13 protein-coding genes are annotated in these 12,340 nt (G+C 72.0%); 8 read left to right on the top strand and 5 right to left on the bottom strand.

Annotation, left to right across the window (positions count from 1 at the left end):
• The first annotated feature begins 42 nt into the window (after positions 1–42).
• Positions 43–597: a flavin reductase family protein gene (locus ACH4YL_RS31760; protein WP_398510931.1), complete on the top strand. Its 555-nt coding sequence runs from the start codon at positions 43–45 to the stop codon at positions 595–597.
• 376 nt (positions 598–973) lie between these two features.
• Here the strand turns inward: ACH4YL_RS31760 and arfB are convergent, their stop codons facing one another.
• The gene (gene arfB, locus ACH4YL_RS31765) at positions 974–1,399 is read right to left on the bottom strand and encodes an alternative ribosome rescue aminoacyl-tRNA hydrolase ArfB (protein WP_398510932.1); all 426 of its coding nucleotides are present in this window, start codon (positions 1,397–1,399) and stop codon (positions 974–976) included.
• Positions 1,400–1,556: 157 nt separating this feature from the next.
• Between arfB and ACH4YL_RS31770 the strand changes: the two genes are divergently transcribed.
• Complete coding sequence (locus tag ACH4YL_RS31770) at positions 1,557–2,132, top strand: TerD family protein (protein WP_266547139.1); 576 nt, start codon at positions 1,557–1,559, stop codon at positions 2,130–2,132.
• Positions 2,133–2,174: 42 nt separating this feature from the next.
• On the opposite strand, the gene ACH4YL_RS31775 is transcribed toward ACH4YL_RS31770, so the two are convergent.
• Together ACH4YL_RS31775 and ACH4YL_RS31780 are read right to left on the bottom strand one after the other, a co-directional pair.
• Positions 2,175–3,566: a M1 family metallopeptidase gene (locus ACH4YL_RS31775; protein WP_398510933.1), complete on the bottom strand. Its 1,392-nt coding sequence runs from the start codon at positions 3,564–3,566 to the stop codon at positions 2,175–2,177.
• Between the two features lie 53 nt (positions 3,567–3,619).
• Positions 3,620–4,189, bottom strand: coding sequence for a heme-binding protein (locus ACH4YL_RS31780; protein WP_398510934.1), 570 nt, complete (start codon positions 4,187–4,189; stop codon positions 3,620–3,622).
• Positions 4,190–4,402: 213 nt separating this feature from the next.
• Here ACH4YL_RS31780 and ACH4YL_RS31785 point away from each other — a divergent pair, with 213 nt between their 5' ends.
• The 5 genes from ACH4YL_RS31785 to ACH4YL_RS31805 all read left to right on the top strand — a co-directional run bounded on the left by ACH4YL_RS31785 (position 4,403) and on the right by ACH4YL_RS31805 (position 9,301).
• Positions 4,403–5,644, top strand: coding sequence for a sensor histidine kinase (locus ACH4YL_RS31785; protein ID WP_398510947.1), 1,242 nt, complete (start codon positions 4,403–4,405; stop codon positions 5,642–5,644).
• Positions 5,641–6,291 carry a response regulator gene (locus ACH4YL_RS31790; RefSeq protein ID WP_398510935.1) on the top strand — a complete coding sequence of 217 codons (651 nt, stop codon included), beginning with the start codon at positions 5,641–5,643 and terminating at the stop codon, positions 6,289–6,291. The genes ACH4YL_RS31785 and ACH4YL_RS31790 overlap by 4 nt, the downstream gene beginning before the upstream one ends.
• A 138-nt stretch (positions 6,292–6,429) precedes the next feature.
• Positions 6,430–6,924 carry a hypothetical protein gene (locus ACH4YL_RS31795; protein ID WP_398510936.1) on the top strand — a complete coding sequence of 165 codons (495 nt, stop codon included), beginning with the start codon at positions 6,430–6,432 and terminating at the stop codon, positions 6,922–6,924.
• 121 nt (positions 6,925–7,045) lie between these two features.
• Entirely contained in the window at positions 7,046–8,236 is a 1,191-nt protein-coding gene (locus ACH4YL_RS31800; protein WP_398510937.1) for an FAD-dependent oxidoreductase, read from the top strand.
• 66 nt (positions 8,237–8,302) lie between these two features.
• A complete protein-coding gene (locus ACH4YL_RS31805; protein ID WP_398510938.1) occupies positions 8,303–9,301 on the top strand; it encodes a zinc-binding dehydrogenase in 999 nt (332 codons plus the stop codon).
• An 11-nt stretch (positions 9,302–9,312) separates the two neighbouring features.
• Here ACH4YL_RS31805 and ACH4YL_RS31810 read toward each other — a convergent pair whose 3' ends face one another.
• Positions 9,313–9,798: a GNAT family N-acetyltransferase gene (locus tag ACH4YL_RS31810; protein ID WP_398510939.1), complete on the bottom strand. Its 486-nt coding sequence runs from the start codon at positions 9,796–9,798 to the stop codon at positions 9,313–9,315.
• Between the two features lie 25 nt (positions 9,799–9,823).
• Positions 9,824–10,720 (bottom strand): aminoglycoside phosphotransferase family protein, encoded by an 897-nt coding sequence (locus ACH4YL_RS31815; protein WP_398510940.1) that lies wholly within the window; start codon positions 10,718–10,720, stop codon positions 9,824–9,826.
• A 100-nt stretch (positions 10,721–10,820) separates the two neighbouring features.
• Here ACH4YL_RS31815 and ACH4YL_RS31820 point away from each other — a divergent pair, with 100 nt between their 5' ends.
• Entirely contained in the window at positions 10,821–12,221 is a 1,401-nt protein-coding gene (locus tag ACH4YL_RS31820; RefSeq protein ID WP_398510948.1) for an NAD(P)/FAD-dependent oxidoreductase, read from the top strand.
• Positions 12,222–12,340 lie beyond the last annotated feature (119 nt).

Here is a 12,340-nt window from a genome sequence, read left to right on the forward strand (position 1 = left end):
GCCCGATGCGGCCGCGGTACGGCCGAGGCTAGCGTTCCGGGTGTGTTGCAGACGACCCCCGCCTCCGCCCCTGTCCCCATCCCCCATGCTGAGGGGGTGAACACCGAGGAGTTCCGCGCCGCCATGTCCCGGCTGGCCGCGGGTGTGGTGCTGGTGACCGCGCACGACCCGGACGACGGCCCGCGCGGCGAGGACGTCGGCATGACCGCGACCGCGTTCATGTCGGTGTCGCTGGACCCGCCGCTCGTAGTGGTCAGCCTCCGCAACGGTTCACGCATGGACGACCTGCTCGCCGAACAGCCGCTGTGGGGAGTCTCCGTGCTCTCGGAGAACCAGCGGCACGTCGCGGGCCGCTTCGCGATGAAGGGCCGGGTCAGCGACCGGCTGCTGTTCGAGGACATCCCGTACACGAGGGGTGAGGTGTGCGGTTCGCTGCTGGTGCTTGGCGCGCTGGCGACGCTGGAGTGCCGTACGGAGGACCGGACCGTGGCGGGCGACCACACGCTGGTGATCGGCCGGGTGCTGGAAGCGGGTCTGCCGAGCGGGGACGGGGGGCCGCTGACGTACTTCCGCGGCCGCTACCGCCAGTTGGGCTGACCCGGGGCTCACGCCCCGGACTTCCCCGTCCGGCGTTCGGCCGACGCGGGGCCCGGGGCCTGGGACGCGGCCCGGACTTCCAGCCCGGCGGCGCCTGAGGCGCGGGGCCTGGGACGCGGCCCGAACCTCCAGCCCCGGAACTCCAGCCCGCGGGGGCCTGGGACGCGGGGCTCGGGGCCTGGTACGCGGCCCGGACTTCCAGCCCGTCAGGGTCTGGGACACAAACCGGTCCTCCGCCGGCGCTGAGGCGCGAGGGTCTGGGACACGACCCGGGCTTCCAGCCCGCCTACGCCTGAGGTGCCTGGCCCGGGACGCACACCGGACTTCCAGCCCGTCCGCGCCTGAGGCGCCGGGTCCGGGGCCGGGCCCCGGGGGACTACCAGTCGCGGCCGCTGCGGCCGCGCTTCGTCTCCGCGCGCTGCTTCTTCTGCCGCAGCCGGCGCTCGTTGATGCCGCGCGGAATCTTTGTCGCCCGCCGCGGCCTCGGCGGCGGCGCGGTCGCCTCCGCCAGCAGGGACGCGAGCCGCACCGCCGCCGTCTCGCGGTTGCGCCACTGCGAGCGGTGCTCCGACGCGCGGACCGCGATCACGCCGCCGACCAGCCTGCCGGCCAGCCGCTCCAGCGCGCGGTCCTTCCACACCTGCGGCAGCGCTTCGGTCTTGGCGAGGTCGAAGCGCAGTTCGACCTGAGAGTCGCTCGTGTTGACGTGCTGGCCTCCGGGGCCCGACGACCGCGAGAAACGCCAGATCAGCTCGGCCTCCGGGAGGGAGACCGAGCCGCGGATGATGTAGGGCCCGGACATACGTTCATGGTCCCGTGCCCGCACCCCTCCCGTCATCCAGTTTTCGGAAGGCAAAGTTCATATGGAACCCGGCAGTCCCCTGCCTGCGTTATGACGGGTGACGGTAGCTTCGGGAACGCTCGAAGCCCGCACACTCGAATACGAAGGGGACATCCCAATGGCAGTAAGCCTGTCCAAGGGCGGCAACGTCTCGCTCACCAAGGAGGCACCGGGCCTGACCGCCGTCACGGTCGGCCTCGGCTGGGACGTCCGCACCACCACCGGTACCGACTTCGACCTCGACGCCTCCGCCATCGGCGTGAACCCGGGCGGCAAGGTCGCCTCCGACGCTCACTTCGTCTTCTTCAACAACAAGGCGACGCCGGACCAGACCATCGTCCACACCGGTGACAACCGCACCGGCGAGGGCGGCGGCGACGACGAGCAGATCAATGTGAACCTGGCGGGCCTGCCGGCCGACGTCGACAAGATCGTCTTCCCGGTCTCGATCTACGACGCCGTCACCCGCAGCCAGAACTTCGGCCAGGTGCGCAACGCGTACATCCGCATCGTGAACCAGGCCGGCGGCGCCGAGCTGGCGCGCTACGACCTCAGCGAGGACGCGGCCACCGAGACCGCGATGGTCTTCGGCGAGCTGTACCGCAACGGCGCGGAGTGGAAGTTCCGCGCGGTCGGCCAGGGTTACGCCTCGGGTCTCGAGGGCATCGCCCGCGACTTCGGCGTCAACCTCTGACGTACGCGGTACCAGCGGTAATGGAGGGAGCCCGCGGCCGGACTAGGCCGCGGGCTTCTTCTTGCCGTACAGCCAGACGTCCCACACCTCGCTGAGGTCCTGGCCGGACTCCTCCTCGACGTACGCCGTGAAGTCCTCGGTCGTCGCATTGCCGTAGCGGTGGGCCGTGGCCCAGCCCTCAAGGATCTCGAAGAAGGTGTCATCGCCCACCTCCTGGCGGACCTTGTGCAGGACCATCGCGCCGCGCCCGTACACCGGAGCGGCGGAGACCTTCGCCGCGGACGGCGGATCGGCGGGCGGGAAGGCCCAGTTGTCCTCGTCGGCGAAAGCCTCGTCGAAACTCTCCTGGGCCGGGATGTCGTCGAACTCCTCCGCCCAGAGCCACTCCGCGTAGGTGGCGAAACCTTCGTTGAGCCACATGTCCTTCCAGGTGGCGGGCGTCACGGAGTTGCCGTACCACTGGTGCGCGATCTCGTGGACCAGCGTCTCCACGTTGAACTCCGCGGCGGGGAAGACGGGCCGGGTCTGCGTCTCCAGCGCGTAGCCGACGTCGCCGTTCGGGACGACGATCGCGCCGACGGAGGTGAAGGGGTACTTGCCGAAGTAGTCCGTCGCCCATTTCACGACCTCGGGGATCCGTGCCGCCAGTGCGGCGCTGTCGTCGGCCACTGACGGGTCGAGGGCGGTGAGGACGGAAAGCCCGGTGGGCGTCCTGGACGGCTTCAGTTCGTACTCGCCGATGGCGACGGTGGCGAGGTAGCTCGCCATCGGCTGCGCGGACTTCCAGCTGAAGGTGGTGCGGTTGCCCGTGGTGCGCTCGCTCTCCAACTGCCCGTTGGACACGGCCTTGAGGCCCTTGGGGACGGTGACGGTGATGTCGTACGTCGCCTTGTCGCTCGGGTGGTTGTTGCCGGGGAACCAGGCCATGGAGCCGGCGGGCTGACCGACCGCGAGCGCGCCGACGCCGTCCGCGCTCTCCAGCCAGCCTTCCTTCGCGTCGTCGGCGTCGGTGATCTTCTGCGGTTCGCCGGAGTAGCGCACGACGGCGGTGAAGGTGTCGCCCTTGTCGAGGTCGCCGTGCGGGCGCACGGTCAGCTCGTCGCCGGCCTGGTTGGCGGCGGCACGCTCGCCGTCGACGGTGACGCTGTCGGCGTGCAGCTTGTGGAGGTCGAGATTGAAGGCGCTGAGGTCCTGTGTGGCGCGCGCGGTGATCTCGGCGGTGCCGGTGAGGCGGCTGGTGGCCGGGTCGTAGGCGAGGGTCAGGGCGTAGTGCTGGACGTCGTAACCGCCGTTGCCGAGCTTGCGGAAGAGCGGATCCCGCACGCCCGCGGCGCCCGGCTTCCCGTGCACGCCCGCGCCGCCGTCGGTGCAGCCCGCGAGGAGGAGCAGAGCGACGGCGGGCGTCAGGATGCGTACGAGAGTTCGCTGTTCCACGCCTTGATCCTATGCGTGGGGCGGTTGTTGACCCGTGGTGGCCGTCGGTGGGATCACCGGCCGAGCGCGGCGACACCCGCCGCGGCGAACTGCTCGTCCAGTCCGCCGCTCGGCGCACCCGCCACGCCGATGCCCGCGATCGGCGCACCCTTGTACTGCACCGGGACGCCGCCCGCGAGGAAGAGCGTGCCCGGGATGTCCTTGAGGTTCGGGGCCTGCTCCAGGCGCTTGACCAGCTCCGAGGTCGGTGCGTTCCAGGAGACCGCGGTGAACGCCTTCCGCTCGGCGGACTCGTACGACTGCGGGCCCGCGCCGTCTCCGCGCAGGGTGACGACCGTGTTGCCGCCGCGGTCGACGACGGCGACGGTCACGCGGTGGCCCGCCTTCCCGGCGGCGTCGAGCGCGGCCTGCGCGGCCTTGGTCGCGGCGGCGACCGTGAGGTGCGTGGAGTGCTGGAGGTTGCCGTCCGCGGTGTCGGCACGGACCGCGGCGACGGAGCCGACGGCCGGGGCGGAGGCGTTCGCGGACACGGCTCCGGCGGTGACTGCGAAGGTGCCGGCGCATAGCGCGGCGGCCGCGACCGTGCCGGTGAGGACGCGGGCGCGGGGTGACATCTTCTTCATGGTCGATGGCTCCTGGATCGAGGGCGGGAGTGCTTGGCGGGAGTGCTTCGCACCTCGATCCTGGTGCCGGGTCCGGGGCCGCGCGGTCGGCGTACCGGCTGCTCCGCGCAGGCATGATGGATGACGGCAGCATCGGCCGATCGGTTGATGCGGGCCTGGTCCCGCCGGGTCACGATGCAGAAGAAGACCCAGCTCAGCGCCCACAGGAGAGAGATGTCCCACCGACCGCCGTCCACCGCCGAACGGGGAGCCGACGCCCGGTGGGACGACCGGTGGCTGGTGACGGTGATGAACACCGCCTTCCTCGCACTGCTCGCCGGTGCCCTGCTGCGCTATCTCCTCAAGCACCCGGAGAGCCCGCGCCTGCCGTGGGTCGTCGGCCTGAGCGTCGCGCTCGCGGTGCTCCAGCTCACGGGCACCTGGCTGAGCGGACGCGGACTCCGGCGCGGACCCGGACCTGGACCCGGACCTGGACCCGGACCTGGACCCGGACCTGGACCCGGACCTGGACCTGGGCCTGGTCGCCCTGCACTGGTGCTGCTCGGCGCCGTCGTCGCCTGCTGGGTCGTGATCGTGCTGCTCGCGCCGAGCTTCGCCTGGTGCGCCGTACCTCTGATCTACACCGGGCTGCGCTCGCTGCCGACCCGCGCCGCCATCGCCCTCGTCGCGGTGCTCTGCGCGCTGGTGGTCATCGCCGAGTGGCGGCTGTCGGACGACGTCGACCCCAATCTTTTCCTGCTGCCGCCGACCGTCGCCGTCCTCGCCACCGCCGTGTTCCTGCACATGCGGCGGCAGGCCGACCGGCTCGCCGCCACCGAACGGCGCGAGGGCACGCTCGCCGAACGCGAACGGCTCTCCATGGAGATCCACGACACGCTCGCGCAGAGCCTGTCCAGCCAGCAGATGCTGCTCCAGGCCGCCGAACGCACCTGGGACAGCGACCCCGAGACCGCCCGCGCACACGTCCGTACCGCCGAGTCGATCGCCGAGCGCAGCCTCGCCGAAGCCCGCCGCTTCGTGCACGACCTCGCACCGGCCGAGCTGGCGGAGGGCGGCGGCCTCGCCGAGGCGCTGCGGGCACTCGCCGAACGCGGGTCGGACGACGCATTGCAGATCCGCTGCCATGTGGACGGTACGCCGGCGGAGCTGCCGGACCGCGTCCAGTCGGCGCTGCTGCGGATCGCGCAGGGCGGGCTGGCGAACGTGCGCGAGCATGCCCGTGCGACCACCGTGGCCCTTTCGCTGAGCTGCATGGACGACCGGGTGGTGCTCGATGTCGCGGACGACGGCTGCGGGTTCGAGCCGTCCGACGGTCCGGCGGGTCTCGCCGGCCGGGGCCACGGACTGCCCGCGATGCGCGCCAGGCTGCGGCAGCTGGGCGGAACGCTGACGATCGAATCGACGCCGGGCGAGGGCACGGTGCTGTCGGCCGCAATCCCGTTGGGGGGCCAGTGAGTACGACCGGCGTACGGATCCTGCTGTGCGACGACCATGCCGTCGTACGCGCCGGACTGCTCGCGCTGCTCGGCAGCGAACCGGACATCGAGGTCGTCGGCGAGGCGGGCAGCGGCGAGGAGGCGGCCGCGATGGCCGCGAAGCTGCTGCCGGACGTGGTGCTGATGGACCTTCAGCTGGGGGCGGGCATCGACGGCGTGGAGGCGACGCGGCGTATCGTCGCCGCGGCCGCCGCGGATGATCCGGCCGACGTGCATGTGCTCGTCCTGACGACGTACGACACCGACGCGGACATCACCCGGGCCATCGAGGCGGGAGCGACGGGCTATCTGCTGAAGGCGGAGCGTCCGGAGGAGCTGTTCGCGGCGATCCGCGCCGCGGCCCAGGGCCGTACGGCGCTGTCCGCACCGGTCGCGACCCGCGTGATGGACCACATGCGGGGCACCGGCCGGCCGTCGCTGACAGACCGGGAACGGGACATCCTCGGCCAGCTGGCGAGGGGCGTGGGCAACCGCGAGATCGCGCGGGCGCTGTTCATCAGCGAGGCGACGGTGAAGACGCATCTGGGCCGGATCTACGCGAAGCTGGGCGTGGACACGAGGTCGGGAGCGGTGGCCAAGGCCAAGGAACAGCGGCTGTTGCCGTAGCCGCGCGGGCGAGGCCCGAGCACGAGCGCAGGCATCCGATCCAGCACAGGCGCGGACACGGGTGCGAGCACGAGCGCAGGCATCCGATCCTGCGCAGGCGCGGGCACGGGTGCGGATACCCCGTGACACCATCGACCCGTGCTTGACATCGGCTACTCCCTCTCCCCGCGCTTCCCCGACCCCCCGCAGACCGACTACCGCCGGGCCGACACCCACGCCCTGCGCCACGACCTCTTCTGCGGCGACGTCTATCTCGCGGACACCAAGGAGGACCGCGAGCTGTCCACAGCCTGGGGATGGGTGCCCGTGCTGGACTTCGCCTGGGCGCTGTGCGACATCGTCGAGCGCATCGACCGCGATCCCCTCGGCGGGCGCGCCGCCAAGCCGCAGCGTGCCGAGCTGGACTTCACCGAGTCCGCCGACCGGATGCTGTTCGAGCGGCGGTTCGGCTGGGTGGATGTGGAGGCCGACTGGATGAAGCGCGACGAGCCGCCGCTCACCTTCAGTCACAGCGAGCTCCGCCGCGAGGCCCGTGACTTCCTGCACGATCTGATCTCGGATCTGACCGATATGCACGAGGGCCTCGCCGACAACCCCGTGATCTGGGACTTGCAGACCCGCTTCCCGCAGTAGACCGCGACAACCGCCAACAGGTCGGCCCGCAAGGCCCCGGCCCCAGGCCCCCGGCCCCGATGTCACATTCGGCCCGTCTCCGCCGTCCCTTCCTTGAGAGCGACCCAAGGGAGAGACGTCCATGCACGAGATCACCGTCATCGGCGGCGGCTTCGCCGGGCTCACCGCGGCCGTCGCCGCCGCCGAGTCCGGGGCCAAGGTGTTCCTGTACGAGGCCCACCACACCCTCGGCGGCCGGGCCCGCACCAGCGAGGGCCCGTACAAGACCAATGAGGGGCCGCACGCCCTGTACTGCCGCGGGCCGCACTGGACCTGGCTCAACCAGCGCGATCTGATCGGGCCGCTTGCCGCGCTGCCGCTGCGGGAGGGCGCGAAGTTCAGGTTCCGGCGGGACGGCGCGCTGCGCCGGACTCCGCCGCCCGCCATGTTCCGGCTGGCCCACCGCCGAGCCGAACTCGCCCCGGTGGACGCCGACTTCATGACCTGGGCGACCGGCGAGGTGGGCGCGGAAGGGGCCAGGGCCGCCGCGCACTACATGGGTGTGGCGCTGTTCCACCACGACCCGGGTTCGCTCTCCGCCGCCTTCGTGCAGGAGCGGCTGCGGCGCGCCACCTCGCTGCCGCCCGAAGCGCGCTATCCGCGCGGCGGCTGGGGCCAGGTCATCGACCGGATGGCCGCCCGCGCCTGGAATCTGGGCGTACGCATCGAGACCACGTCCCGCGTCGACGCGATCCCGGACCGGCACGGCCCGGTGATCGTGGCGACCTCGCTCGGCGCGGCCCGGCGGCTGCTCGGCGACGACTCGCTGCGCTGGGACAGCGGCCGTACGACCCTGATCGACCTGGCGCTGCGTACGCGCAGAGGCGATCCGTTCGTCGTCTCGGACCTCGACGCACCTGGCTGGCTGGAACGGTTCACGGCGCAGGACCCCTCGCTCGCGCCGGCCGGACACCAGCTCGTCCAGGGCCAGCTGCCGATCGCGCCGCACGAGTCGAAGGCCGATGGTGTCGCGCATGCCGAAGCGCTGCTCGACCTGGGCTTTCCCGGCTGGCGGGAGCGGACCGAGTGGCGGCGCGAGGCGCTTGCGCAGGGCCGGACGGGAGCCGTGGACCTGCCGGGCACCACCTGGCGGGACCGGCCGGCGATCGACCGCGGGCAGGGGCTGTATCTCGCGGGCGACCAGGTGGCAGCGCCGGGGCTGCTGTCGGAGGTGGCGTTCAACAGCGGTCTCGAGGCGGCGTCCCTCGCCCTGCTGGCGATCCGGAAGACCGGCGGGCGTACCACCGAGCGGCTTGACCTCAAGCGAACTTGAGGTTGGAGGGTGTCCCTCGTCAGCACCGCAGTCATTGAGCACAGCAGACTTTCTGGGGAGCCCGCCATGCACGCCATCCGCCTCCACGCGTTCGGACCCGCCGAGAACCTCACGTACGAGCGGACCGAAGACCCCGTCCCCGGCCCCGGCCAGGTGCGGATCGCCGTCGCCGCGGCCGGCGTGCATCTCCTCGACGCGGCCCTGCGGCAGGGCGTACAGGGCCCATACCCGGCCCCAGCCGAGCTGCCGACCATCCCGGGCCGCGAGGTCGCGGGCACCGTGGACGGGCTCGGCGAGGGCACGGACGCGAGCTGGCTCGGCAAGCGCGTCGTCGCCCATCTCGGCATGGTGCCCGGCGGCTACGCCGAGCTCGCCGTCACCGACGCGGCCCGGCTCCACACGATCCCGGCCGGCCTGGACGAGGCGGCGGCCGTCGCGATGATCGGGACGGGCCGTACGGCGATGGGCATCCTCCAGTTCACCGAGCTCGGCCCCGACGACATCGTGATCGTCCCGGCCGCGGCGGGCGGCATCGGAACCCTCCTCGTGCAGTACGCGAAGAACGCCGGCGCTCTTGTCATCGGCCTCGCGGGCGGCCCGGTCAAGGTCTCGCGCGTCGTCGGGAACGGCGCGGACCTGGCCGTCGACTACAACCTGCCGGGCTGGCCCGACCAGGTCCGCGACCACCTCGGCGAGCGCCGCGCCACCGTCGTCTTCGACTCGGTCGGCGGGAGCACCGCCCGCTCGGCGGTCGATCTGCTCGGCAAGGGCGGCAAGCACATCGTCTTCGGCTGGTCCAGCGAGGGCATCAACGACGGCGGCCCGCTGACCTTCACCGACGCGGAGCTGGCGGAACGCGGCATCACGTCCGAGGGCGTGCTCGGCCCGGTGATGCTCCAGAAGGCGGGCGGAGACGTACGTGTGCTGGAGGAGCGCTCGCTCGCCGAGGCCGCGGCCGGCCGGCTGCGGCCCGCCGTGCAGCGCTTCCCGCTCGCGCAGGCCGCCGAGGCCCACCGCGCGCTGGAGAACCGCGGCACGATCGGCAAGGTCGTTCTCGTGCCCTAGGGAGACACGACCTAGGAGCCGAGGGTGGTGAGCGCCTCGTCGGTCAGCCGGTACACCGTCCACTCGTCCTGCGGCTTCGCGCCGAGGGACTTGTAGAAGTTGATCGACGGGGTGTTCCAGTCCAGCACGGACCACTCCAGGCGCTCGTAGCCGCGCTCCACACAGATCCGCGCCAGCTCGGTCAGCAGCGCCTTGCCGTGACCGCCGCCGCGCAGCCGCGGCCTGACGTACAGATCCTCCAGATAGATCCCGTGCACGCCGCGCCAGGTCGAGAAGTTGAGGAACCACAGCGCGAACCCCGCCACCTCCCCGCCGTCCGTCGACCCGCCGTCCGTCTCCGCGATGTGCGCGAAGGCGGCGGGCCGCTCGCCGAACAGCGCCTCGTGCAGCTGCTCCTCGCTCGCGCGGGCCTCGTCCGGTGCCCTCTCGTACTCGGCGAGTTCACGGATCATCCGGTGGATCTCGGGGACATCGGCGGGCGTGGCGTTGCGAATCATGAGGCCAGCATGGACGCCGGCCGGCCTACCGTGCCAGCAGCGCCCGAGCGATGGACACCTGCTCCTCCTGGAGACCGCTCTCGCCGTCCTCCACGTCCCACAGGCTGTTCTGCAGTACGCGCCCGAGCGTCCAGGCCCGCGCCCGCTCGCGGTCGAGGCCGAGCGTCTCGGTCATCAGGTCGAAGCGCCACAACGTCTCGGCCGGGTCGAAACGGTTGTAGAGGGCCGGCAGCAGATCGAACCCGCGGTCTCCGGCGAGCGGCTTCGGGTCGATGGCCAGCCAGGGCTCGCGCGGGTTTTCCGGGTGCGCGGCCAGGATGTTGTCGTAGTGCAGATCCCAGTGCAGCAGCCGGTCGCCACTGTCACCGGCCACCTCGCGCACCGCCGCCGCGCAGTCCGCGAGCAGCCGCCGCTCGCCGTCGTCCGCGAGTGAGGCCGTCGCCTGCGGCACGCGGTCCAGCATCCGGGCGGCGATGTCGCCGAGCCGGCGCAGCCCGTCGGGTGCGGGCAGGGACGTCAGCCGGGCGAGCAGTCCGGCCAGGATCCGTACGGCCTCACGCGCATCGGCCACGGCGGACAGCTGCCGGGTGGAGTCCAGCCGCTCCAGCAGCAGCGCACCGGTCTCCGGCTCGTGCTCCAGGAGCCGTACGGCCCCGTCGCCGTCCCACGCCCGCAGCGCGACCGGCTCACCGACGCTCTCGTCGTCGACGGCCTGGAGTTTGAGGGCGGCGGGCGTGCCGTCGGCGCGCTCCACCGGCAGCACGAGCGCGCACACGCCGTGCATGGGGCGGCCGGTCCGTCTCAGCTCCCAGCGGTCCAGGAGCTCCGCGGCCATCGCCGGCAGCGCGGCGACGAAGGCGCGGCCGGCCTCGCCGCCGTACTTGATCTGGGTGGCCACGAGTTCGTCCGGAACGTCGATCACGTCCGGATCGTACGCGGGACCCCTGGTCCCGGGCCTGCGCCGGTACGAGTACTCTCCCGCGAACACAGGCACTCGGCACAACGCACTCGGCAGCAGGGGCATCATGACCACGAGCACCGTCAACGGCGGCATTTCGTTCTGGTACGCGCGGGACGGCGTGCCGGCGCCTCGCGAGCCGCTGCCCGGCGACACCACCGCGGACATCTGCATCGTCGGCGGCGGCTATACCGGCCTGTGGACGGCGTACTACCTCAAGAAGGCCGTGCCGTTCCTCAACATCACGGTCCTGGAAGCCAAGTTCTGCGGCTACGGCGCCTCCGGACGCAACGGCGGCTGGCTCTACAACGGCATCGCGGGCCGCGACCGCTACGCCCGGCTGCACGGCCACGACGCCGCGGTCCGCCTCCAGCAGGCGATGAACGACACGGTCGACGAGGTGGTGCGCATCGCCGCCGAAGAGCACATCGACGCGGACATCCACCAGGGCGGCGTACTCGAAGTCGCCCAAACCCCGGCCCAGTTGGAGCGCCTGAAGGCCTTCCACGCCGTCGAGATCGCCTTCGGCGAGAAGGACCGCGTCCTGTTCGGCGCGCGCGAGACCGCCGAACGCGTCCGCGTCACCGGCGCCGTCGCCTCCACCTGGACCCCGCACGGCGCCCGCCTGCACCCGGTGAAGCTGGTCAAGGGCCTCGCGGCGGCGGTGGAAGCTCTCGGCGTCACCATCCACGAGTCCACACCCGTCACCGAGATCAAGCCGAAGCACGCGGTGACCCCGTACGGCACGGTCCGCGCGCCCTACATCCTCCGCTGCACGGAAGGCTTCACCGCCTCCCTCAAGGGCCAGCGGCGCTCCTGGCTCCCCATGAACTCCTCCATGATCGCCACGGAACCGCTCCCGCAGTCCGTCTGGGACACCATCGGCTGGAACGGCCGGGAGGCGCTCGGCGACATGGCCCACGCCTACATGTACGCCCAGCGCACCGCCGACGACCGCATCGCACTCGGCGGCCGAGGCGTCCCTTACCGCTTCGGCTCCCGCACCGACCATGACGGCCGCACCCAGCCCGCCACGATCGAGGCCCTGCGCGACATCCTCGTCCGCTTCTTCCCGACGACCGCGGGCGTCCGCATCGACCACGCCTGGTCCGGCGTCCTCGGCGTCCCCCGCGACTGGTGCGCCACGGTCACCCTGGACCGCTCCACCGGCCTCGGCTGGGCAGGCGGCTACGTCGGCTCGGGCGTCGCCACCGCCAACCTCGCGGCCCGCACCCTGCGCGACCTGATCCAACAGGACTCGGGCCAGGCTGGCACCACCGAACTCACCTCGCTCCCCTGGGTCAACCACAAGGTCCGCAAATGGGAGCCGGAGCCGCTGCGCTGGCTCGGCGTCCAGACGATGTACGCGGCCTACCGCGGCGCGGACCGCCGCGAGTCGACGGCCCGCACGACGGAAACGGACCGCATCGCCAGGCTCGCGGACAAGGTGTCGGGACGGCACTGAACGCACAGGCGAGGGCCCGGCCGCCAGCGTCCCGGGCCGCGCCTGCCCCAGTGAAGCGTCAAATCAGGGGGTTGGGGCGTCGGGATTCCCCGGCCCCCCCCGCAAATCCAGGGGCTAAC

Source organism: Streptomyces sp. NPDC020681, from assembly GCF_044334895.1.
Taxonomy (GTDB): Bacteria; Actinomycetota; Actinomycetes; order Streptomycetales; family Streptomycetaceae; genus Streptomyces.

Bases quoted from the DNA above. Each gene is read 5' to 3' on its own strand.
- ACH4YL_RS31805 (WP_398510938.1), top strand. From the start codon at position 8,303: ATGCACGCCATCCGCCTCCACGCGTTCGGACCCGCCGAGAACCTCACG.
- ACH4YL_RS31800 (WP_398510937.1), top strand. From the start codon at position 7,046: ATGCACGAGATCACCGTCATCGGCGGCGGCTTCGCCGGGCTCACCGCG.
- ACH4YL_RS31780 (WP_398510934.1), bottom strand. From the start codon at position 4,189: ATGAAGAAGATGTCACCCCGCGCCCGCGTCCTCACCGGCACGGTCGCG.
- ACH4YL_RS31810 (WP_398510939.1), bottom strand. From the start codon at position 9,798: ATGATTCGCAACGCCACGCCCGCCGATGTCCCCGAGATCCACCGGATG.
- arfB (WP_398510932.1), bottom strand. From the start codon at position 1,399: ATGTCCGGGCCCTACATCATCCGCGGCTCGGTCTCCCTCCCGGAGGCC.
- ACH4YL_RS31770 (WP_266547139.1), top strand. From the start codon at position 1,557: ATGGCAGTAAGCCTGTCCAAGGGCGGCAACGTCTCGCTCACCAAGGAG.
- ACH4YL_RS31785 (WP_398510947.1), top strand. From the start codon at position 4,403: ATGTCCCACCGACCGCCGTCCACCGCCGAACGGGGAGCCGACGCCCGG.